Annotated in this window: 18 protein-coding genes and 1 pseudogene; 10 read left to right on the top strand and 9 right to left on the bottom strand. The window is 71.4% G+C overall.

What is annotated here, in order from left to right; translation table 11 throughout:
* The first annotated feature begins 98 nt into the window (after positions 1-98).
* A complete protein-coding gene (locus ACFPZI_RS30085) occupies positions 99-1,313 on the top strand; it encodes a D-alanyl-D-alanine carboxypeptidase family protein (RefSeq protein ID WP_381369631.1) in 1,215 nt (404 codons plus the stop codon).
* A 69-nt stretch (positions 1,314-1,382) separates the two neighbouring features.
* On the opposite strand, the gene ACFPZI_RS30080 is transcribed toward ACFPZI_RS30085, so the two are convergent.
* Positions 1,383-2,402 carry an asparaginase gene (locus ACFPZI_RS30080; protein WP_381369628.1) on the bottom strand — a complete coding sequence of 340 codons (1,020 nt, stop codon included), beginning with the start codon at positions 2,400-2,402 and terminating at the stop codon, positions 1,383-1,385.
* Positions 2,399-3,187: a FadR/GntR family transcriptional regulator gene (locus ACFPZI_RS30075; protein WP_381369625.1), complete on the bottom strand. Its 789-nt coding sequence runs from the start codon at positions 3,185-3,187 to the stop codon at positions 2,399-2,401. Before ACFPZI_RS30075 ends, ACFPZI_RS30080 begins: the two co-directional genes overlap by 4 nt.
* A 214-nt stretch (positions 3,188-3,401) precedes the next feature.
* Between ACFPZI_RS30075 and ACFPZI_RS30070 the strand changes: the two are divergent.
* Positions 3,402-3,506, top strand: a pseudogene (locus ACFPZI_RS30070) (acyl-CoA desaturase); the annotation flags it as partial.
* Positions 3,507-3,546: 40 nt separating this feature from the next.
* On the opposite strand, the gene crcB reads toward ACFPZI_RS30070, so the two are convergent.
* The 5 genes from crcB to ACFPZI_RS30045 all read right to left on the bottom strand — a co-directional run bounded on the left by crcB (position 3,547) and on the right by ACFPZI_RS30045 (position 8,807).
* Positions 3,547-3,921, bottom strand: coding sequence for a fluoride efflux transporter CrcB (gene crcB / locus ACFPZI_RS30065; protein ID WP_381369622.1), 375 nt, complete (start codon positions 3,919-3,921; stop codon positions 3,547-3,549).
* A complete protein-coding gene (locus ACFPZI_RS30060) occupies positions 3,918-4,406 on the bottom strand; it encodes a fluoride efflux transporter FluC (RefSeq protein ID WP_381369619.1) in 489 nt (162 codons plus the stop codon). The genes crcB and ACFPZI_RS30060 overlap by 4 nt, the downstream gene beginning before the upstream one ends.
* Positions 4,407-4,589: 183 nt before the next feature.
* Complete coding sequence (locus ACFPZI_RS30055) at positions 4,590-4,847, bottom strand: ArsR family transcriptional regulator (RefSeq protein ID WP_381369616.1); 258 nt, start codon at positions 4,845-4,847, stop codon at positions 4,590-4,592.
* Between the two features lie 244 nt (positions 4,848-5,091).
* A complete protein-coding gene (locus ACFPZI_RS30050) occupies positions 5,092-6,669 on the bottom strand; it encodes a glycoside hydrolase family 53 protein (RefSeq protein ID WP_381369613.1) in 1,578 nt (525 codons plus the stop codon).
* A gap of 116 nt (positions 6,670-6,785) precedes the next feature.
* Positions 6,786-8,807, bottom strand: coding sequence for a beta-galactosidase (locus ACFPZI_RS30045; RefSeq protein ID WP_381369610.1), 2,022 nt, complete (start codon positions 8,805-8,807; stop codon positions 6,786-6,788).
* A 217-nt stretch (positions 8,808-9,024) separates the two neighbouring features.
* Between ACFPZI_RS30045 and ACFPZI_RS30040 the strand changes: the two genes are divergently transcribed.
* From ACFPZI_RS30040 to ACFPZI_RS30020, 5 genes are all read left to right on the top strand, one after another.
* Entirely contained in the window at positions 9,025-10,347 is a 1,323-nt protein-coding gene (locus ACFPZI_RS30040; protein ID WP_381369607.1) for an ABC transporter substrate-binding protein, read from the top strand.
* Positions 10,344-11,333, top strand: a complete 990-nt coding sequence (locus ACFPZI_RS30035) for a carbohydrate ABC transporter permease (protein WP_381369604.1) — start codon at positions 10,344-10,346, stop codon at positions 11,331-11,333. Before ACFPZI_RS30040 ends, ACFPZI_RS30035 begins: the two co-directional genes overlap by 4 nt.
* The gene (locus ACFPZI_RS30030; protein WP_381369601.1) at positions 11,330-12,235 is read left to right on the top strand and encodes a carbohydrate ABC transporter permease; all 906 of its coding nucleotides are present in this window, start codon (positions 11,330-11,332) and stop codon (positions 12,233-12,235) included. The genes ACFPZI_RS30035 and ACFPZI_RS30030 overlap by 4 nt, the downstream gene beginning before the upstream one ends.
* The gene (locus ACFPZI_RS30025; protein ID WP_381369598.1) at positions 12,232-13,263 is read left to right on the top strand and encodes a LacI family DNA-binding transcriptional regulator; all 1,032 of its coding nucleotides are present in this window, start codon (positions 12,232-12,234) and stop codon (positions 13,261-13,263) included. Before ACFPZI_RS30030 ends, ACFPZI_RS30025 begins: the two co-directional genes overlap by 4 nt.
* A 102-nt stretch (positions 13,264-13,365) precedes the next feature.
* A complete protein-coding gene (locus ACFPZI_RS30020; RefSeq protein ID WP_381369595.1) occupies positions 13,366-13,755 on the top strand; it encodes a MarR family winged helix-turn-helix transcriptional regulator in 390 nt (129 codons plus the stop codon).
* A gap of 17 nt (positions 13,756-13,772) precedes the next feature.
* Here the strand turns inward: ACFPZI_RS30020 and ACFPZI_RS30015 are convergent, their stop codons facing one another.
* A complete protein-coding gene (locus ACFPZI_RS30015; RefSeq protein ID WP_381369592.1) occupies positions 13,773-14,174 on the bottom strand; it encodes an SseB family protein in 402 nt (133 codons plus the stop codon).
* A 280-nt stretch (positions 14,175-14,454) separates the two neighbouring features.
* Here ACFPZI_RS30015 and ACFPZI_RS30010 point away from each other — a divergent pair, with 280 nt between their 5' ends.
* Entirely contained in the window at positions 14,455-15,900 is a 1,446-nt protein-coding gene (locus tag ACFPZI_RS30010) for a glyceraldehyde-3-phosphate dehydrogenase (protein WP_381369589.1), read from the top strand.
* Positions 15,901-16,151: 251 nt separating this feature from the next.
* Positions 16,152-17,126 (top strand): hypothetical protein, encoded by a 975-nt coding sequence (locus ACFPZI_RS30005; RefSeq protein ID WP_381369586.1) that lies wholly within the window; start codon positions 16,152-16,154, stop codon positions 17,124-17,126.
* A 22-nt stretch (positions 17,127-17,148) separates the two neighbouring features.
* Here the strand turns inward: ACFPZI_RS30005 and ACFPZI_RS30000 are convergent, their stop codons facing one another.
* Positions 17,149-18,810, bottom strand: coding sequence for an FAD-dependent oxidoreductase (locus ACFPZI_RS30000; RefSeq protein WP_381369583.1), 1,662 nt, complete (start codon positions 18,808-18,810; stop codon positions 17,149-17,151).
* A 245-nt stretch (positions 18,811-19,055) separates the two neighbouring features.
* Between ACFPZI_RS30000 and ACFPZI_RS29995 the strand changes: the two genes are divergently transcribed.
* Complete coding sequence (locus ACFPZI_RS29995; protein ID WP_381369580.1) at positions 19,056-20,195, top strand: SchA/CurD-like domain-containing protein; 1,140 nt, start codon at positions 19,056-19,058, stop codon at positions 20,193-20,195.
* The last annotated feature ends 4 nt before the right edge of the window (positions 20,196-20,199 follow it).

Here is a 20,199-nt window from a genome sequence, read left to right as displayed (position 1 = left end):
GAAGAGCCGCCGTACCGCCGTGCGGCATCCGGGTGCTTGCGGAGGGCCTCCGGCCCGGTCACCGCGGCCGCCCGGGGTCCCCTTTCTACGTTTGCGGTATGACTATCGGACTTATTTCGCGGGCTGCCGTGTCCAGTTGTGCCCTCTGCACAGCGAGCCTGCTGGCGCTCTCCCCCGCCGCGGCGACCGCCGGCACGCGCGCGGGCCCCGCGCCGGCGCCCGGCTCCGGAGCACGAGCCGCCGCGGGACCACGGGCCGCGGCCGCGCCGGATTCGCTGCTGTACCGCTCGGGCACCCAGGTCCGCCCGCGCGCCGGGGCGCCCGAGGTCCCGGAGCCGTCCGCCCGGTCGTGGCTGGTGGCCGACGCCGACTCCGGTGAGGTGCTCGCCGCGCACGACGCGCACCGCAGGCTGCCGCCCGCCAGCACCCTCAAGACCCTGTTCGCGCTCACCGTGCTGCCCGTCCTGCCCGCCGGTATCCGGCACACCGTCAGCGAGGAGGAACTGACGGGTATCGGCCCCGGCAGCAGCCGTGTCGGGGTCGCGGAGGACCTCACGTACCGGATCTCCGACCTGTGGAACGGAGTCTTCCTCAGCTCGGGAAACGACGCCGTGCATGTGCTGGCCGCGCTCAACGGCGGCTGGGAGGTCACCGCCGAGCGGATGCAGGACAAGGCCCACGCCCTCGGCGCCCACGACACGCGGGTGAAGTCCCCCGACGGCTACGACGCCCCGGGCCAGGTGTCGTCGGCGTTCGACCTGGCGGTGTTCGGCCGGGCCGGGCTGCACCGCCCCGACTTCGTCCGGTACTGCTCCCGCGAGGAGGCGATGTTCCCGGGCCGCGACGGCGGATCGTACGGAATCCGCAACACCAACCGGCTGCTCACCGGATCGGACGGGGTGGAGCGGTATCCGGGGATCGTCGGGATCAAGAACGGCTACACCAGCAGCGCCGGCAACACGCTCGTGGCTGCCGCCCGCAGGGACGGACGCACCCTCGTGGTGACGGTGCTGAACCCCCGCTGGGGCGGCGGGCACGCTGTGTACGAGGAGGCGCGCACGCTGCTGGACTGGGGGTTCGACGCGTCCGGCCGGGTCGACGCGGTGGGGTCGCTGGACGCTCTGCGGGTCAAACCTCTGCCGGGATCCCAGGCGCAGCCCGCGACCGCCCCGGACCCCGCCGCGGTTCCGGCGGCGCGGGGCCACGGGCCCGAGCGGCCGGTGCCCTGGACGGTCGTGGGCGCCGCGCTGCTGGGCGCGATGGGCGTGGCCCTGTTCCTGCGGCTCAGGTGGGGGCCGGTGGTGCCGGACTGAACGGCCGCGACCAACGTCACCCGCCGCCGCAGCACACCGCCGCCCACCGCTCAGCGCTCCGAGAGGCCGTCAGCGTCGTACGGCGGTTCCGGGCAGCGGTTCCAGCGCGTGTACGGGGCGGATGCCGCCGACCGGCAGGCCGCCGCCGAGCAGCGGTTCACCGGCGAACGCGGTGAGCGCGGCCGGGTCGACCCCGGCGTGGGCGAGGGCGGCCGCGGTCACCGGGACGCGTGCCCGGTCGGCACCGTCGGAGATCTTCACGGCGACGGCGCTGCCGTCGGGCAGGGCGGCGACCTGTACGCCCTCGAATCCGTCCTTGGCGAGCAGCCCGGGTACGGCCCCCATCAGTGCGGCGACGTCCCGGCCGGAGCCCGATGCCATCCCGGGGTGGTCGCGCATCGCGTCGGCGACCCGGGCCTCAGGGGTGCCGGGCAGGGCGGTGGTGATCCGGGCGGCGGCGCGGGCGAGGCCGTACAGGGAGACGGCGAACAGGGGTGCGCCGCAGCCGTCGACGGTCACCCGGGCGACGCGCTGCCCGGTGAGGTCCTCGACGGTCTCGGCGATCGCCCGCTGGAGAGGGTGGCCGGGGTCGAGGTAGTCGCCGAGGGACCAGCCGTTGAGCCGTGCGGTGAGGAGCATGGCGGCGTGCTTGCCGGAGCAGTTCTGGGCGAGCCGGGAGGGCGGGCGGCCCTCGCGCACCCAGGTCTCGCGTACGGCCCGGCCGAACGGCAGGTCCGGGGTGTTGCGCAGGTGGTCCTCGGTGAGTCCGGCGCCCGCGAGGACGCGCCGGGTTCCGGCGAGGTGCCGTTCCTCGCCGGAGTGGCTGGCGGCGGCGAGGGAGAGCAGCTCGCCGCCGAGCGGGAGACCGGCCCGCACCATGGCGACGGCCTGGACGGGCTTGAGCGCGGAGCGCGGGTAGCAGGCGGCCTCGATGTCACCGAGCCCGAGCCGGACCTCGCCGTCGGCGCCGAGGACGACGACGGAACCGTAGTGGACACCTTCCACGACCCCGCCGCGGACGAGGTGGGCGACAGGGGCGTGGAGGGGTTCGCGGACCGGGGGCGCGGCCACGGGGAACGTGCTGTTCATCGGGATCGGTCTTCCGTGGGGGCGGGCCCGTGGGGGGCCAGGGGGGCAGGCGTGTGCGGGACCGCGCGGGTGGCCGTCCGGGGGGCGGCGCGCGCCGGGCGCACGAGGGACGTGAGGGTCGTCCCGACCCGCTCGAGATGGTGCGACATCGCCTCGGCGGCGTCGTCCTCCGAGCCGTCGGCCAGCGCCTCGACGATCGCCCGGTGCTCGCGGTTGGACCGCTCGCGCCGGTCCCCGAGCTGGTTGAGGAAGGCGGACTGACGCGCCAGCGCGTCCCGGATCTCCTCGATGACCCTGCGGAACACGGGGTTCTGGGTGGCCTCGGCCACTGCGAGGTGGAAGTGGGTGTCCATGGCGGCCCAGGCGGTGGTGTCGGTCTCCCGGTCCATCCGGTCCAGCAGATGCTGCAGGAGCTCGAGGTGCTCGGGGGTACGCCGCCGGGCCGCGTACCGGGCGACCGGGATCTCGACGTGGCGGCGCACCTCCAGCAGGTCGCCGGCCGCGTAGTCGCCGAAGGTGGGGTCCCCGACGGCGTCGGCGACGACGAAGGTGCCCTTGCCGGTCCTGGACGCGGTCAGGCCCATGGTCTGCAGCGCCCGCAGCGCCTCGCGCAGTACGGGCCGGGAGACCTCGAGGGTGCGGCACAGCTCCGCCTCCGAGGGAAGCTTGTCGCCGATGGCGTACTCGCCGCGCTCGATGGCGTCGCGCAGGTGGGAGAGGACCGCTTCCATCGCGCTGACGCGCCGCGCCCCGACCCCACCTGTCTGGCTGTCCGACAGGTTCACGGGAGTGATGGTGCGGGGCGGACGCGAGGGGTGTCAAGCCGGACGGACCGCGCCCGCGCTGGGGCTACCCACACTCTCGTTCCGGGGGCCAACATCATTCTGCGGCGAGGCGTCCGTTCACATACTCACGTACATGGCCAATCCAACGGTGCTCAATCCGACGATGTTCACGGAAACCCCCGCCGCACGTACACGGGAAAAGGGGAGCGACTTCGCCGAACTGGGCATCCCGTACTGCCGGACGGGTCTGTTCGCCTCGTACGCCACGGCGCTGCGCCACCTCAGGAGCGTGGGGGAACCGCTGCGCGAGGCCCGCTGACGGACGGCGGCACACCCTCCGGCGGGAGGACGGGCGGCCCTTACGACCACAGCGCGTCGGCCAGGGCCGCGCCGGCGAAGGCCGCGCCCAGGCCGGCCGTGACGCTCGCCACGACATTCACGGCGGCATGGCGGACGGCCCCCGTCTCGGCGAGGCGGAGGGTCTCGTAGGAAAAGGTGGAGTACGTGGTCAGGGCGCCGCACAGGCCGGTGCCGAGCAGCAGCTGGAGCCGGGGGCCCGCGGCGCCCGCGGCCACCGCGCCGGTGAGCAGGCCGAGCATCAGGCAGCCGGCGACGTTCACCGTGAAGGTCCCCCAGGGGAAGACCGCGTCGTGCCGGGCCCGCACCGCGCGGTCGGTGAGATGGCGCAGGGGCGCGCCGACCATGGCACCCAGTACGACCAGCAGCCAGGTCACGGCGTACCTCCTCGCAGGGCACTGCCCGTCGGCTCCGTGGTGGCCGCGGCTCTCCTTCCCAGCACGCGGCGGGTCGCGGACGCGGCCAGCCATACGGTGGTGAGCGCCGCGAGCGGGGTGAGGACGAGATGGACGAGCGCGAGGCCCCTGCTGCCGTCGGCGAACAGGTGGTGGCCGTCGACGGCGTAGGCCGAGAAGGTGGTGAAACCGCCGAGGACTCCGGTGCCGAAGAACGGGCGGACGAGGGGGTGGGCGGCACGGGCTTCGGTGATGATCACCATGAACACGCCGATGATGGCGCAGCCGGTGATGTTGACCCCCAGGGTCGTCCAGGGGAAGCCGTCCGCCGGTGTCGGCCACCGCAGCGCGGCCGCGTGGCGGGCGGCGGCGCCCGCTCCCCCGCCGAGCGCCACCACGGCGACGACGGGAGCGTGCGCGCGCAAGGAGGGGCGTGCGCGGAGGGCCTCGGTGGGCGGGGGTGTCACGGGCGTACGTCTCCTACTCGTCGAACGGCCCAGGACGTGCGGGCGCGCGTCTTCACAAGTAGGGACCGTTGGCGGCGGTGCCGCGGTTCGGATACGGCGGGCCCCACCGCCGCGCCGCGAGACGTGTTCGCGGCCGAGGGCCAGCTTAACGCCCGCGGGCGGGAAGTCCCTCGACCGTATGCGCTACCAGCCCTTCGCGAACATCCGCGCGACCTCGGCGATCCGCACCTCGTCGCGCCGGTAGTACGGGCGCCCGGCGGCACCGCCGGTGCGCAGCAGGCCGACGGCCGTGAGCAGCCGGAGGTGGGTGAGGGCGACCGGGTGGGCCATGCCGAACCGGCCGGCGACGGCCTCCGCGGTGGCGCCGTGTTCGGCGCGGCCGGGTTCCCTCAGCCAGGCGAGGATCTGCAGCCGTGTCCCGCCGTCGGGAGTCCCGCTCATGTCGTCCACCTCCGCCCCGGCGTCCTCTCCGGGTTCTTCCACTGTCCCGCAGCCGGCGCCCCTGTGTCAGGCGCTCCGGCACCCTTGCCGGGACAGCCAACCCGCCTCGGCCGCAGGGCAGTTGAACGATGCAGCGACTCGACGGCACAACCGCTTCACGGCACAACGGCGGGCGGCCCGGCCGCACCCGTACCGTCGTGCGTGCGGCCGGGCCCCGGCGTACGTACGTCAGGAACTCACACGCTCACCGGTGGCTGAACCATGACATCGCGGGCAGCGCCCGGTCGTCGTAGCCGAACAGCGCCTGGTTCTCCCAGCCGTTGCCGGAGGCCGGGTCGGCCGGGTCCCAGCCGTTGCCGGTGCGGGCGGTCCAGGTCGCCTCCCAGTAGAAGACGCCGAGGCCCCGCCCGTTCGGGACGGCCTCCACGATGCTCGCCACGTCGTTCATCCACCGGGTCTGGCCCGCCGTGGTCGCCGGGTAGCCGGGGACCAGTTCCCCGGTGAGGTCGATGATGTTCTCGAGCCCGTCCTCACTGTCGAGGCGGAACGGGTAGGCCGTCTCGGCGAGGAAGACCGGCTTGCCGTAGCGGGCGGCGGCGTCGTCCAGGGTGGTCTGGAAGTCGTGGAGCGTACCGTGCCAGTAGCCGTAGTACGACAGGCCGATGGCGTCGAACCTCACGCCCCGGGACACCGCGTTGTCGAACCACCAGCGGGTGCCGTCGAGGTCACCTCCCTCGGCGAGGTGCAGCGCGACGGTCGTGGACGGGGCGACCGCCTTGACTGCGTCGTAGCCGGAGTTGAGCAGTCCGGCGAGTTGCGTCCAGTTGCTGGTGGACCCCTCGTTCCAGAGCATGCCGCCGTTGATCTCGTTGCCGACCTGGACCATGTCCGCAGTGGTGCCCTGCGCCTTGAGGGCACCCAGGACGTCGTACGTGTGCTGGTACACGTCCGTCTTCAACTGGCTGTAGGAGTGACCTGCCCAGGCGGCGGGCTTGTGCTGCTTGCCGGGGTCGGCCCAGGTGTCCGAGTAGTGGAAGTCGACCAGCAGCTTCATCCCCTGGGCCTTGACGCGCTGGGCCATGGCGAGGACGCGTGCCTTGTTGTTGTAGCCGTCGGCCGGGTTCACCCAGACCTTCAGGCGGGCGTAGTTCATGCCGGCGGACCGCAGGACGGCGACGCCGTCGCCGGCGCTGCCGGAGGCGGTCCGGTAGACACCGCCCTTGGCCTCGCTCTTGGGCAGGGACGAGATGTCGGCGCCCTTGACCGCCAGGCCGGAGGTGCCCGGCGCGAAGGTCAGGTCGTCGACGTTGAGCCAGTTGCCCGCGTTGGCGTCGCTGTGGACGCTGATCGTGCACTGGTTGTTCGTCACCCTGACGGGCACGACGATCCGTATCCAGTCGCCGGCGGACACCGGCAGGTCGGTGCGCTGTTCGGTGCCGCCGCAGTTCTTGAGGGCGAGGTATGCGGCGTTCTGGCCACCGCCGGAGCGGACCCAGGCGGCCAGCTTGTAGTCGCCGTTGGTCAGACCGGACAGGTACTGGTACGTCTCCACCCGGTAGGCCGAGGACGACCAGTGGGACAGGCGGTAACTTCCGCTGCGGCCACCGGACTCGGCGTACGAGGCGCCGGTGGCGCCGTACTCCGACCAGCCGCCCGGGGTTGCGGCCCCCGAACCATCGGCTTCGAAGCCGCCGTTGGTGAGGGTGCTCGCCGCCGTCGCGGTCTGGGCGGGCAGTGCGGTGAGGGCCAGCCCTGCGGCGAACGGCAGCAGCAGGGCCCGGAGTACCCGTAAGCGTGTGCGTGTGTGTCTGGGATGGAACATCGGTGTTCGTCGTCCCTTCGACGTGGAGGAAGAGGAGCGCCCCCGCCCGCGGCGGGGCGGGGGCCTCCCTCCGCCCGCGGCGTGCGCTGCTCACGCGGGCGGAGGGGAGTCGTGGCTCAGCCGTCGAATCGGACGACCCGGACGGCTCCGGCCGGGACCGCCAAGCGGCCCATGGCGCGTTCACCCGTCAGCAGCTCGGTGCCGGGGGTGTCCAGCGGCACCTTGGTGTCGCCGGCGGTGTGGTTGATCACGAACAGGAAGGTGCCGGACTCCCCGGTGCGGCGCACCACTTCGACGTCGCGGGGCAGGTCGGCGCGCGGAGTGATCCCGGTGTCCTCGACGGCCCAGCCGAGCAGCGTGTCCAGGCCTTCGGCGCCCAGGCGGGTGGAGACGTACCAGGCGCTGCCCTCACCGAAGCGGTGGCGGGTGACGGCGGGGTGGCCGGCGGTGAGGCCGTCGGCGTAGGTCCATACGGTCTCGGCGCCGCGCGGCACCACGAACTCGGACCATACGTCGGCGCCGAGTTCGGAGCCGTCGGGGCCGGTCAGGCGCACCTGGGCGCCGGCATCGAGCGGTGAGAACTCCTCGACGGTCAGGCCGAGGACGTCCCGCAGGGCCCCCGGGTGGGCGCCGTCGTACACGGCGTCGTGTTCGTCGACGATGCCGGAGAAGTACGAGACGACCAGAGTGCCGCCGTTCTCGACGTACTCCTTGAGGTTGCTCCCCGCCGCCTCGGTCATCAGGTACAGGGCGGGGACGACGACCAGGGGGTAGCGCGACAGGTCGGCTTCCGGGTGGGCGAAGTCGACGGTGAGGTGGCGGTCGTAGAGCGCCTCGTAGAAGGCGTCGGCGCGTTCGCGGGCGTCGTGGTCCTCGGTGGGGCGCCAGTCGAGGTTCTGCGCCCACCAGGAGTGCCAGTCCCACAGCACGGCGACGTCAGCCTCGGTGCGGGTGCCACGCAGAGGCGTCAACGCATCGATGTCCGCGCCGAGTTCGACGACCTCGCGCCAGACGCGGGTGTCCGTGCCGCCGTGCGGGAGCATCGCCGAGTGGAACTTCTCGGCGCCCCGCCTGGACTGGCGCCACTGGAAGAACAGGGCGCCCTCGGAGCCGCGGGCCACATGGGCGAGGGAGTTGCGTGCCATCTGTCCGGGCGCCTTGGCGGGGTTGCGGGGCTGCCAGTTGACGCCCGAGGTGGAGTGCTCGAGCAGCAGCCAGGGGGCGCCGCCGGCGACGGAGCGGGTGAGGTCGGCGGACATCGCCAGGTTCACGTGGGTGCGGCGGCCGTCGGTGATCAGGTAGTGGTCGTTGGTGACGAAGTCGACCTCGCGGCCCCAGGCCCAGTAGTCCATGGAGTCGCACTGGCTGAGGGCCGTCATGAAGTTGGTGGTGACCGGGATGCCGGGTGAGAGGCGGTGCAGGATGTCCCGCTCGGCGACGAAGTTCTCCCGCACGGTCGCGTCGGCGAACCGCCGGTAGTCCAGCGCCTGGGCGGGGTTGCCGACCGTCGGGGTGGCCCGCGGCGGGTTGATCTGCTCGAAGTCCGCGTAGCGCTGGCCCCAGAAGGCGGTGCCCCAGGCCTCGTTGACGGCGTCGACGGTGCCGTAGGTGCGGGCGAGCCAGCGGCGGAAGTGGGCGGCGCACCCGTCGCAGTAGCAGGCGGAGACGGGGACGCCGTACTCGTTGTGGACGTGCCACATCGCGAGCGCGGGGTGGTCGCCGTAGCGCTCGGCGAGCCTGGTGGTGATGTCCGCGGCGGCGGCGCGGTAGTCGGGATTGCTGTGGCAGATGGCGCCGCGGGAGCCGAACTCGTAGCGCATCCCCTCCGCGGTCACCGGCAGCGCGTCCGGGTGGGCGCGGTAGAACCAGACGGGCGGCACCACGGTGGGCGTGCCGAGGTCGACGCGGATGCCGTTCTCGTGCAGCAGGTCCAGGACCCGGTCGAGCCAGCCGAAGTCGTGGACGCCGGGCCCGGGCTCCAGCAGGGCCCAGGAGAAGATGCCGACGCTCACCATGGTGACGCCGGCCTCACGCATCAGCCGGACGTCCTCGGTCCAGACGCTTTCCGGCCACTGCTCGGGGTTGTAGTCCCCACCGAAGGCGAGCCCGGTCAGGCCCTTGGGGGTGGTCTCCGGCATGGATCTTCTCCAGAAATGTCGAACTGCTGGGAACGTGCACACACTTTTTCGGTGACACGAAGCCAACATAACCGCACAGCAACAACCATTGACAAGTGTCCTGGATGTTTCTCTACTGTGAACGCTCACAGAGCAGCGCGAGCCAGGGTACGAGCCGCGCGCAGCTGGGGCAGCAGGCCTTCGCTAAAGGCGGGGGCCCAGGTCAGGGGAGAGTTCCATGCGATACACGATCCACCGTCGCCTCGTGAGTTCCGCCATAGCGGTCACGCTCGGCGCCACCATGCTGGCCGCGTGCGGCTCGTCGTCGGACGACGACAGCGGGGCCCGGTCCGGTCCGGTCTCACTGACATACTGGACCTGGGCCCCCGGCATGGACAAGGTCGTGGACCTGTGGAACGAGGGTCCGGGCAAGAAGGAGCAGATCAAGGTCACGGTGAAGAAGCAGGCGTCCGGCGACACGCTGGTCACCAAGATCCTCACCGCGCACAAGGCGGGCAAGGCCCCGGACCTGGTGCAGGCGGAGTACCAGGCGCTGCCCACGCTGGTCAGCAATGACGCGCTCGCCGACATCTCGAAGGACGTGGGCGACGCGAAGAGCAAGTTCGCGGACGGCGTCTGGCAGCAGACCACGCTCGGCACGGACGCGGTGTACGCGGTCCCGCAGGACATCGGGCCGATGATGTTCTACTACCGCGAGGACCTGTTCAAGGAGTACGGCCTGACGGTGCCGACGACCTGGGACGAGTTCGCGGACACCGCGCGCACGCTCAAGAAGAAGTCGCCGAAGACGGACCTGACCACGTTCTCCGCCAACGACTCGGGCCTGTTCGCGGGCCTGGCCCAGCAGGCCGGCGCGCAGTGGTGGACCACGTCGGGCGACAAGTGGAAGGTCGGGATCTCCGACGACGCGACCAAGAAGGTCGCCGAGTTCTGGGGCGGCCTGGTCAAGGAGGGTGCGATCGACAACCAGCCGATGTACACCCCCGCCTGGAACAAGGCGCTCAACACCGGCAAGCAGATCGCGTGGGTCAGCGCCGTGTGGGCGCCGGGCACGCTGAGCACGGCCGCGCCGGACACCCAGGGCAAGTGGGCCATGGCCCCGCTCCCCCAGTGGACCGACGAGGAGAACCGCACCGGCAGCTGGGGCGGCTCGTCCACCGGCGTCACCACGGACTCCGGGAACAAGGAGGCCGCCGCGAAGTTCGCCGCCTGGCTGAACACCGACGGCGAGGCCCTGAACGCGCTGGCGAAGGAGAGCGGCATCTACCCGGCCTCCACCTCGGCCCAGCTCAGTGGCGCCTTCACCACCCCGCCGGAGTACTTCTCCAACCAGCCGGACTTCTACAAGAACGCCGCCGAGATCGCGCAGACCACCGCGCCGTCCGCCTGGGGCCCGAACGTCAACGTGGCGTACACGACGTTCAAGGACGCCTTCGGTGCCGCGGCGAAGAACAAGTCCGACTTCGTCGCGGCCGTGGACACCATGCAGCAGGACACGGTCGCCGACCTGAAGAAGCAGGGCTTCGAGGTCGCTCCGTGACATCCCCGGCACGTGGGAAGGCGTACGGGGGCGAAGGGGCCCCGTACGCCCGCCCGTCCCGCCCCTCCGCGCCGAGGCGCACCCGAAGCGCCCCCTTCCTCTTCCTGATCCCCGCGACGGTCCTCTTCCTGCTCTTCTTCGCGCTGCCCATCGGGTACGCGATCTGGCTCAGCTTCCGCAAGGTGCAGGTGTCCGGGCTCGGCCTGGGCGCCGGCGCCCGGAAGGAGGTCTGGGCCGGCCTGGAGAACTACACCGCCGCCCTCTCCGACAGCGAGCTGCTGGACGGCGCGCTGCGCGTGCTCGGCTACGGCTGCATCGTGGTGCCGGTGATGCTGGGGCTCGCCCTGGTGTTCGCGCTGATGCTGGACTCCGAGCGGGTGCGGCTCGCGCCCTTCACCCGGCTCGCGATCTTCCTGCCGTACGCCATCCCCGGCGTGATCGCGGCGCTGCTGTGGGGCTTCCTGTACCTGCCCGACGTGAGCCCGTTCCACTTCGTGCTCGACACGTTCGGCCTGCCGCAGCCGGACCTGCTGGACGGCGGTCCGCTGTTCCTCGCCCTGTCGAACATCGCGGTGTGGGGCGGCACCGGCTTCAACATGATCGTCATCTACACCGCGCTGCGGGCCATTCCGGTCGAGGTGTACGAGGCGGCGAAGCTGGACGGCGCCACCCCCCTGCAGATCGCGCTGAAGATCAAGATCCCGATGGTCGCGCCGTCGCTGGTGCTCACCTTCTTCTTCTCGATCATCGCGACCCTCCAGGTGTTCAACGAACCGACCACGCTGAAGCCGCTCACCAACTCCGTCTCCACCACCTGGAGTCCGCTGATGAAGGTGTACCAGGACGCCTTCGGCAACGGCGATATCTACTCGGCCGCCGCCCAGGCCGCCCTCATCGCGCTCGCCACCCTGGGGCTCTCCTTCGGCTTCCTGCGGGCCGCGAACCGACGCAACAAGCGGGACGACAGTCAAGGAGCCGCCCGATGAGTTCCGTGGCCCTGAACAAGGCCGAGCCCGTGGCCGGCACCGCCCCGGGCACCGGCCGGGGTCCGGCGCGGCCCCGCCGCATCGCCCTGGTCCCCACCCTGACGCTGCTGCTCGGCGCGCTGTACTGCCTGCTGCCGGTGGCCTGGGTGGTCATCGCGTCGACCAAGTCCGGCAGTGAGCTGTTCTCCACGTTCACGTTCTGGCCCGGCACCGGTCTCACCGAGAACCTCTCCGACCTGAACGCGTACCGCGACGGCGTCTACTGGCAGTGGATGGGCAACTCCGCCCTGTACGCCGGACTCGGCGCCCTGCTGTCCACGTGCGTGTCGGCGGTCAGCGGCTACGCGCTGGCGGTCTACCGCTTCCGGGGCCGCGAGACGCTGTTCAACGTGCTGCTCGCGGGCGTGCTGATGCCGCCGGTGATCCTCGCCGTCCCGCAGTACCTGCTGCTGGCCCAGGCGGACCTCACGGACTCCTACCTGTCCGTGCTGCTCCCGCAGATCCTCTCCCCGTACGGCGTCTACCTCGCGCGGATCTACGCCGCGGCGTCGGTGCCGTCCGACGTGGTGGAGGCCGGGCGGATGGACGGGGCGGGCGAGTGGCGGATCTTCACCCGGGTCGCGCTGCCGATGATGCTGCCCGGACTGGTGACGGTCTTCCTGTTCCAGTTCGTCGCGATCTGGAACAACTTCCTGCTGCCGTACATCATGCTCAGCGACGACGAGAAGTTCCCGATCACGCTCGGTCTGTACACGCTCCTCGAACAGGGCGCCAACACCCCGGCGTTGTACACCCTGGTGATCACCGGTGCGTTCCTCGCGGTGTTTCCGCTGGTCGCGCTCTTCCTGGTCATCCAGCGGTTCTGGAGCCTGGATCTGCTGTCCGGAGCCGTAAAGTCATGACCATGAGCAACACGGGAGGCAGGCGCAGGCCGCCGACGATCCACGACGTGGCGCGTGAGGCCGGTGTCTCGCGCGGCACCGTCTCACGCGTGCTCAACGGCGGCCACTACGTCAGCCCTTCCGCGGCGGAGGCGGTCAACGCCGCGATCCACAGGACGGGTTACGTGGTGAACCGGCACGCCCGCTCGCTGATCACCGGCCGGTCCGACTCGGTGGGCTTCCTGCTGACGGAGCCCCAGGAGCGGTTCTTCGAGGATCCCAACTTCAATGTCCTGCTGCGTGGTTGCACGCAGGCGCTGGCCGCGCACGACATTCCGCTGCTGCTGATGATCGCCGGCACGCAGGCCGAACGGCGGCGCATAGTCCGGTACATCGCCGCCGGGCACGTCGACGGGGTGCTGCTGGTCTCCAGCCACTCGGGCGATCCGGTGGCCGAGGAGCTGCGGGCCGCGGGCGTGCCGCTGGTCGCGTGCGGCAAGCCGATCGGGCTGGGTTCCAAGACGAGTTACGTGGCCGCGGACGACCGGGACGGTGCCCGTGACATGGTGCGCCATCTGTTGTCGCTCGGCCGGCGCAGGGTGGGCGTGGTGACCGGCCCGCTCGACACCCCGGGCGGCGTGGAGCGCCTCGCGGGGTACAAGGAGGTGCTCGCCGAGGCCGGCATCGGGATCGACGAGCGGCTCATCGTCTCCGGCGACTACAGCAGGGCCAGCGGCGAGGCGGGCGCGGAGCGCCTGCTGGCCGGGGCACCCGACATGGACGCCGTGTTCGTCGCCTCGGACCTGATGGCGCAGGGTGTGCTGACGGCACTGCACCGCGCGGGACGCCGGGTGCCCCAGGACGTGGCAGTCGGCGGCTTCGACGACTCCCCGGCCGCCGTCTCCACCAGCCCCGGCCTGACCACGATCCGCCAGCCGTGGGACCGCATCAGCTCCGAGATGGTACGGGTCCTGCTCGCCCAGGTGGGCGGCGAGGACCCGGCCACGGTGATCCTCCCCACGGAACTGGTGAAGCGCGAGTCGGCGTAGGGGCGCGCGCCGGCCCCCGGGCGTGACGCGCGTGTCGCGCGCGCATGGCCCGTACACCGCCCAGCCATTAGTTGAACTTCGAACAAATGTTACCGTTCACTCATGGCAGCGGAGACGGCCGGCATCCGGCTCGAGGAGCGGTGGCGGGAGATTCTGTCGGTACACGCGCGCGCCCTCGGCGAGATCGACCGTGCGCTGCATCCGCACGGCGTGGGCGCCTCCGACTTCGAGGTGCTCGACCTGCTCGCGACCGCGTCGCCCGAGGAGGGCGAGCACTGCAGGGTGCAGAACCTGGGCGGGCGGGTCCACCTCAGCCAGAGCGCACTGTCCCGCCTCATCGCCCGGCTGGAGAAGGACGGCCTGGTCACCCGCAGCCTCTGCGCGGAGGACCGGCGGGGCGTCCACGTCACGCTCACCCGCAAGGGCCGCGACCTGCACGCCGAGATACTGCCGCTCCAGCGCGCGGCCCTGGCCCGCGCGCTGGGCGAGTAGTCCGCCGGACATGATGCCTAGGGGCGGCTCAGCAGGGTGCGCACCCCCTCGGACGTCAGTGTCAGGCGGTGCTCCGAGCTGCCGTCGATGGTGAGGGACAGCTCGTCGGCCGGCCACTGCGCGGCCAGCGCCCCGAGCGGCACCAGCCGGTAGCGGGAGACGAACGGCAGCAGCCCCGACATCTCCAGTTCCGAGGTGAACACCGGCACCACCTGGATGCCGTCCGGCTGCTCCATCACCGGCAGCGCGACCGCGCCGGGGTCGGCGGCCTCGTCACCCGCGTCGTCGGGCACGGGGATCAGTACGTCACTGTTGGCGAGGGCGTCCAGCGCCGCCGTGTCCTGGGTGTTGTCGGCGAGAGCGTCCAGAGCCCGCTGGGCGGACGTGGGGTCGTTGTTCTCGTGCGCGGGTGTCTCCATGGCAGCTTCCCTCGTAGCGGCGGTCGTACGGACCCGCCCCGGACGGAATCGGCGACGACCATCGGCGATCCGCGACGAGCGATCCGCACGCGGCGGACCGGCCCAACGGCGGATCAGCTGATCGGACCAGGATCCGCTCCGGGCACGGTCCTGTCCGCGTACCCGGTCGCGCGGCCCGCAATCCTCCCGGCACCGGAAGGGACAGGAAGGGACACCCCATCGGAGCCCTCTGACCGGCATGGTTATCATATGAGCGCCGCCTAGCTCGAAAGATAATCCTGTGACTGTCAACGAAGACTCGTTCACCAGCTGGAAGCACCGTGAGGAGATCGCGGAGTCGATGATCCCGATCATCGGGAAGCTGCACCGCGAGCGGGACGTCACCGTCCTGCTGCACAGCCGCTCCTTGGTGAACAAGTCGGTGGTCTCGATCCTCAAGACCCACCGCTTCGCCCGTCAGATCTCCGGCCAGGAGCTGTCGGTCACCGAGACGCTGCCCTTCCTCCAGGCACTCACCGCGCTCGACCTCGGTCCGTCCCAGATCGACCTCGGTCTGCTCGCCGCGACCTACCGGACCGACGACCGCGGACTGTCGGTGGCGGAGTTCACCGCCGAGGCCGTGGCCGGTGCCACGGGCGCCGACAGGGCCGACCGTCGTGAGCCGCGCGACGTCGTCCTCTACGGCTTCGGCCGCATCGGCCGGCTCCTCGCCCGCCTACTCATCGAGAAGTCCGGCTCCGGCAACGGCCTGCGGCTGCGCGCCGTCGTGGTCCGCCGGGGCGGTGAGCAGGACATCGTCAAGCGCGCCTCCCTGCTGCGCCGCGACTCCGTGCACGGTCAGTTCCAGGGCACCATCACCGTGGACGAGGCGAACAGCACGATCGTCGCCAACGGCAACACCATCAAGGTGATCTACGCCGACGACCCGTCACAGCTGGACTACACGGCGTACGGCATCAAGAACGCCATCCTCATCGACAACACCGGCAAGTGGCGCGACCGCGAGGGCCTCTCGCAGCACCTGCGCCCCGGTGTCGACAAGGTCGTGCTGACCGCGCCCGGCAAGGGTGACGTGCCCAACATCGTGCACGGCGTCAACCACGACACCCTCAAGCCGGACGAGCAGATCCTTTCCTGCGCCTCCTGCACCACCAACGCGATCGTCCCGCCGCTCAAGGCGATGGCGGACGAGTACGGTGTGCTGCGCGGCCATGTGGAGACCGTCCACTCGTTCACCAACGACCAGAATCTGCTGGACAACTACCACAAGTCCGAGCGCCGCGGCCGCTCCGCGCCGCTGAACATGGTGATCACCGAGACGGGTGCCGCCTCCGCCGTCGCCAAGGCGCTGCCCGACCTCGACGCGACGATCACCGGCAGCTCGATCCGGGTCCCGGTGCCGAACGTCTCCATCGCGATCCTCAACCTCCAGCTGGGCCGCGCGACCGACCGCGCCGAGGTGCTCGAGTACCTCCGCGAGGTGTCGCTCACCTCGCCGCTGAAGCGTCAGATCGACTTCATCAGCGCCCCCGACGCGGTCTCCAGCGACTTCATCGGCTCGCGGCACGCCTCGATCGTCGACGCCGGCGCCCTCAGGGTCGAGGGCGACAACGCGATCCTGTACCTCTGGTACGACAACGAGTTCGGCTACTCCTGCCAGGTCGTCCGGGTCGTCCAGTACGTCTCCGGTGTGGAGTACCCGACCTTCCCGGCGCCGGCTTCCTGACCGGCCGGGCACGGCCGAGCGGGCAGAAGGACACACCGACGGAAGATACGGCGGGGCGGGGCCGGCGAACGAGTTCGCCGGCCCCGCCCCGCCGTACCGCGTCGATTTCCTCCCCCTACCGGTAAAAGTAAAGGCCTGCTCAGGCCCCAGGTGCCGACGAGGGGGCCACACCGCGGTCACGCCGAGGTCCGGATCGGTAACGATCTGCTCGTATCGGTTGCCGGACCCAAAACAGTTCCTAGTCTGCGGGCATGGCGCTCTTCAGTAGTCGTACCGGTAAACGTCCCCGCCTCGCCCCCGCCCTCGACGATGTCGCCCTCGGGCGCATCCTCCGACAGGTGGGCAAACGCGGTGGGGGCGTCAAGTCGACGGAGGTGACTCTCGTCGCGGCCTTCCTGGAGGAAACCGGGGACAACTGGGACCGGCGCAGCCATCGGGTGTCCGTGCTGGCCGGGGAGACGGCCGAATCGGGGTCCGACCTGGCCTCGGCCTGGCTGACCAGGTCGCCGAAGAACCCCGACGCGCTGGTGTTCCACTCCTGGGTCGGTCTGATGCGCGGCCTGCGGGACAGACATCTGGAGGACGCGGGACAGTTGGTGACCCAGTGCCATCGGGCCGCGGAGCTGAGTCCGGCGGATCCGCTGCCCTGGGTGGCCCTGCTCGGCATGGCCCGCATCGAGCGGTATCCGCAGAGCGAGGTCAACGCCATCTGGCGGGAGGCCACCGGACGCGACCGCTGGCACCGCGAGGCCTATCTGCAGATGCTCGCCCATCTGTCGCCGGAGGAAGGGGGCTCGAGCGCGGCCGTCCTCGACTTCATCGACGTGGTGCGCACCCGGATACCGGCCAACGCGCCGTGCGCCGCGATCGAGCTGACCGCGGCCGTCCGGCAGTACCAGGGGCTGGTGGCGCAGGGCGGCGTCCGGGCCATGACGGCCGGTCAGCTGTGGGACGGCGGACAGATCGCGGCCTCGCTGGAGCAGGCCGCCTCCCTCTGGGCGAAGCCGGGATTCTTCCAGCACGCGGCGGCCCAGGCGGACCTGAACGTCCTGGCGTACGCGCTGTGCGCGGCCGGCCGGGCCGTCGACGCCAACCATGTGTTCGAGGCGCTCCAGGGCACGGTGACCCCGTGGCCGTGGAACGACGACGGACCCGCGGTCCAGCGGTTCGAACAGCACAGGGCCAAGGCCGAGCGGGGACGGCAGGGCGGCGTCGGAGGAGCCTGACGCCGCCTCGCCGCACGCGCCGTCAGTCCCGTTCCCGGGCCAGGATGTCCGTGACGGCCTTCCGCATCACCGTCGCGGGGTCCGCCGCGGCCCCTTCGGAGCGCCACGCCACGAATCCGTCGGGGCGGACCAGGACCGCTCCGTCCCCGGTGACGCCGTGGGCCTGTGCCCAGTCCACGCCGTCGTCCGGCGTCAGGTCCGCGGCGGGGCCGGTGCCGATCCGGTAGGCGTCGAGGGGCACCCGCAGGTGCTGCGCCGCCCGCGTCGCGGCGGTGTGCCAGGCGCCGTCGCCGGACTCGCCGGTCAGCAGCACCAGGGACCGTTCGTACAGGTCGAGGGTGGAGATGCGGACGCCGTCGCGGTCCAGCCACAGGTGGGGGGCCCGGGTGCCCGGCTCCCCCGTCAGCTGCAGGCCCTCCGGGACGACCGGCGCCGCCGGATCGCCGCCGACGACCGCGCCCTGCGGATAGCGGTAGCCCAGCGCCACGTTGAGGATTCCGCCCTTCGGGCCCTTGCTGCCGGCGCCCGCCGCGGGCGTGTAGCCGGGGTGGCTGTGCTCGACCGAGCGGTTCGATGCGCGGGCGCTGGTCGCCTCGGCGACCGGCCGCCGCTCGGCGTCGTAGGACTCCAGCAGTCCGGGGCCCGCCCAGCCGCCGTGGACGGCGGCCAGCTTCCAGGCGAGGTTGTGCGCGTCCTGGATGCCGGTGTTGGAGCCGAACGCCCCGGTGGGCGACATCTCGTGGGCCGAGTCGCCGGCGAGGAACACCCGGCGGTCGGTGTACCTCTCGGCGACCCGCTCGGCGGCGTGCCAGGCGGCCCGGCCGGTGATCTTGACGTCGAGGTCCGGCACGCCGACCGCCCGCCGGATGTGGGCGACGCACCGCTCGTCGGTGAACTCCTCGATCGTCTCGCCGTGTTCGGGGTGCCAGGGGGCGTGGAACACCCAGTTCTCGGCGTTGTCGACGGGCAGCAGCGCCCCGTCGGCCTCCGGGTTCGTCAGGTAGCAGACGATGAACCGGCGGTCGCCGACGACGCCCGCGAGGTCGCGTGAGGAGAAGGTGAGGCTCACGTTGTGGAACAGGTCCCCCGGACCCCTCTGACCGATGCCGAGCCGCTCCCGCACGGGGCTGCGCGGGCCGTCCGCGGCGACCAGGTAGTCGGCGCGGACGGTGGTGTGCTCGCCGGTCTCCCGGCTCTTGAGCCGCGCCGTCACCCCCTCGTCGTCCTGGTCGAACGACATCAGCTCGGTCCCGAAGCGCAGATCGCCGCCGAGTTCGCGGGCGCGGGCCAGCAGCACCGGCTCGAGGTCGTTCTGGCTGCACTGGCACCACCCGCCGGGGCTGAACCGGGCCAGCCCGCCCCCGGGGTCGATCTCCTTGAACAGCCACTCGTCGTCGCCGTCCACCAGACTCGGCATCTGCATGATGCCGTGGTTGTCCGCCAGGACCGACGCGACCTCCTTGATCTGCTGCTCCACTCCGGCCACCCGGAACAGCTCCATGGTGCGCACGTTGTTGCCGCGCCCGCGCGGGTGGATCGACGTGCCCGTGTGACGTTCGACGAGCGTGTACGGCACGCCCAGACGCCCCAGGAACACGGACATCGACAGGCCCACGAGGGAGCCGCCGACGATGAGGACGGGCGTGCGGTGACCGGTCTCGCCGGCCTCTTGCAATCGGTTCATTGAACTGCCTCCAGCGTCGCCCTGGACGGGCGGGGAAAGGACGCCGCATTCATTCCCGGTACGGGTCGTTTCGTGTCCCGGTGGCACCCGGTTGACGCGCGGTTCACCCACCTGCCCCGTGTGTCTCGCGCACCTCGCGGGGCGCGTCGACGATCGGTTCAGGGCGAGCCCGACCGTTTCGGCGACGGGGCCGTTCCCGACCTCCACTGAAGAGCCTTTCGTGAAGAAGAGGAGAGGTGCGCCGGATGACCACGACGGAACGCACGACGGGACCCATGGCGGGACGCATAGCGCAGTCGGCGTTCGACGGCTCCAGGCTGCGGGTGATTCTGCTGCTCGACCTGTACGACGGGGCGCAGGAGCGGTTCCTCGAGGCTTACGAGCACATGAGCAGCAAGGTCGCGTCCATTCCCGGTCACATCCAGGACCAGCTCTGCCAGTCGATCGAGAACCCCTCGCAGTGGCTCATCACCAGTGAGTGGGAGAGCGCACTTCCCTTCCTCGCCTGGGTGAACAGCGAGGAGCACATCGAGATCGTCCGCCCGATGCACAGCTGTGTCCGCGACACCCGCTCCATGCGTTACAGCGTCCTGCGCGAGACGGAGCCGTGCACCGGGCTGAAGGCGCGGTCCGGTCTGCAGGCGCAGGTCCGCGTGGGCGACGGGGTGGCCCGCCACGCGCTCACTTTCACCGTCAAGCCGGGCAGCGAGTCCAAGGTCGCGGAGCACCTGATCGGGTACTCCTCCCCCCAGGTCCCGCTGGACGGGAACACGCGGCTGCGCCGCACCTCCGTGTTCATGCACGGCAACCGCGTGGTGCGGGCCGTGGAGGTCGAGGGCGATCTGCCCGCGGCACTGCGCCACGTGGCCGCTCAGCCCGAGATTCGGGCGGTCGAGGAGGCCATGGACCCCTATCTGGAACAGGAGCGGGATCTGTCCGACCCCGGCTCCGCGCGGGTGTTCTTCACACGGGCCGCGCTCCCCTCCGTGCACCACGTCCGTGCGGACGGCCCCGAGCCCGCGGGTCTGCGGCGGCACGCGCTGTACTACCCGGCCGTCGAGGGACAGGGCACGGAGCTGGCCCGGTTCCTCTCCCATCAGGACGAGGCCGCGGCCGGCGACCCGGACAGCCCGGTCTTCGCGAGCACCGTCTTCCAGCGCGACAACATCGTGGTCCGCATGATCGACGTCACCGGCGACCTCGGCGTCGACTCCGAAGGGGCCCTGGGCATCAAGGGCCCGGGGAAGGCGGCGGAGCTGGAACGGCTCCTGGACGGCGCGGCGGTCGGCGTCGACGCCCCGCTGAACTCGGAGCGCAACCTCAACCGGCTGCTGTCGCACGCCGACATGCTGTCCGTCACCGACAGCAGCGCGGTGGATTCCTGACGGC

Origin of the sequence: Streptomyces chlorus (assembly GCF_042655885.1) — a bacterium.
Taxonomy (GTDB): Bacteria; Actinomycetota; Actinomycetes; order Streptomycetales; family Streptomycetaceae; genus Streptomyces; species Streptomyces chlorus.
Note: the sequence above shows the minus strand (reverse complement) of the source record. Positions and strands in the feature narration are given on the sequence as shown.

What these genes read in the sequence shown, in the direction of transcription:
- ACFPZI_RS30050 (WP_381369613.1), bottom strand. Translation starts at nt 6,669, where the DNA reads ATGTTCCATCCCAGACACACACGCACACGCTTACGGGTACTCCGGGCC.
- ACFPZI_RS30040 (WP_381369607.1), top strand. Translation starts at nt 9,025, where the DNA reads ATGCGATACACGATCCACCGTCGCCTCGTGAGTTCCGCCATAGCGGTC.
- ACFPZI_RS30000 (WP_381369583.1), bottom strand. Translation starts at nt 18,810, where the DNA reads ATGAACCGATTGCAAGAGGCCGGCGAGACCGGTCACCGCACGCCCGTC.
- ACFPZI_RS30085 (WP_381369631.1), top strand. Translation starts at nt 99, where the DNA reads ATGACTATCGGACTTATTTCGCGGGCTGCCGTGTCCAGTTGTGCCCTC.
- ACFPZI_RS30015 (WP_381369592.1), bottom strand. Translation starts at nt 14,174, where the DNA reads ATGGAGACACCCGCGCACGAGAACAACGACCCCACGTCCGCCCAGCGG.
- ACFPZI_RS30045 (WP_381369610.1), bottom strand. Translation starts at nt 8,807, where the DNA reads ATGCCGGAGACCACCCCCAAGGGCCTGACCGGGCTCGCCTTCGGTGGG.
- ACFPZI_RS30005 (WP_381369586.1), top strand. Translation starts at nt 16,152, where the DNA reads ATGGCGCTCTTCAGTAGTCGTACCGGTAAACGTCCCCGCCTCGCCCCC.
- ACFPZI_RS30020 (WP_381369595.1), top strand. Translation starts at nt 13,366, where the DNA reads ATGGCAGCGGAGACGGCCGGCATCCGGCTCGAGGAGCGGTGGCGGGAG.
- ACFPZI_RS30030 (WP_381369601.1), top strand. Translation starts at nt 11,330, where the DNA reads ATGAGTTCCGTGGCCCTGAACAAGGCCGAGCCCGTGGCCGGCACCGCC.
- ACFPZI_RS30080 (WP_381369628.1), bottom strand. Translation starts at nt 2,402, where the DNA reads ATGAACAGCACGTTCCCCGTGGCCGCGCCCCCGGTCCGCGAACCCCTC.
- ACFPZI_RS29995 (WP_381369580.1), top strand. Translation starts at nt 19,056, where the DNA reads ATGACCACGACGGAACGCACGACGGGACCCATGGCGGGACGCATAGCG.
- ACFPZI_RS30055 (WP_381369616.1), bottom strand. Translation starts at nt 4,847, where the DNA reads ATGAGCGGGACTCCCGACGGCGGGACACGGCTGCAGATCCTCGCCTGG.
- ACFPZI_RS30025 (WP_381369598.1), top strand. Translation starts at nt 12,232, where the DNA reads ATGACCATGAGCAACACGGGAGGCAGGCGCAGGCCGCCGACGATCCAC.